This is a genomic window from Bartonella sp. MR168JLCBS, from assembly GCF_042194175.1.
Genome location: NZ_JBHIMP010000474.1, coordinates 1 through 637, shown reverse-complemented (window position 1 = coordinate 637; position 637 = coordinate 1). Strand labels below are relative to the sequence as shown.

The window sequence follows — 637 nt, the reverse complement described above, 5'->3', positions numbered from 1 at the left end:
ACAATGCTCGATAACCCTGAAAAAGACCTGCAAGGGCAAGTGCTGTTGATGTTTGGGTGCCGTTAATAAGAGCCAGACCCTCTTTTGCTTCTAAAGTAATAGGGAGCAATCTTGCTTTTTCTAAAGCAGCTGCTCCACTCATACGAATATTCTGAAAAAATGCTTCTCCCTCTCCCATCATAACTGCGACCATGTGAGCAAGTGGTGCCAGATCACCTGATGCACCAACAGACCCCTTTTCAGGAATGACAGGAATAACGCCTTTTGCAAGCATATTTTCTAGCAAATGCACCAATTCCAAGCGAACACCCTAATGAAATGAGTTTTAAAGTCATCATTAAACGCACAATATTTTCAGCTAAAGGCGCTCCTACAGCACAACAATGTGACAAAATAAGATTTCTTTGTAAAACAGATACATGGTTTGCATCGATTTTAATCGATGCCAATTTTCCAAAACCGGTATTAATACCGTAAACTGGTTGACTTCCAGCAGCAATTTCAGCGATCCGATCTGCTCCTTTCCTAATAGCTAGATGCGTATCATTATGAAGCTTGCTTACTTCACCATTCCAGTAAATAGCCTCAAGTTGGTTAAGCGTTACTTTGCCTGGATTTAGTACAATAGTCATAATTT

1 pseudogene is annotated in these 637 nt (G+C 40.5%); it reads right to left on the bottom strand.

Annotated elements, in window-relative coordinates:
* Window positions 1-632 (bottom strand): annotated as a pseudogene (locus ACFIK8_RS12105) (aromatic amino acid lyase); the annotation flags it as partial.
* Between the last annotated feature and the right edge of the window lie 5 nt (window positions 633-637).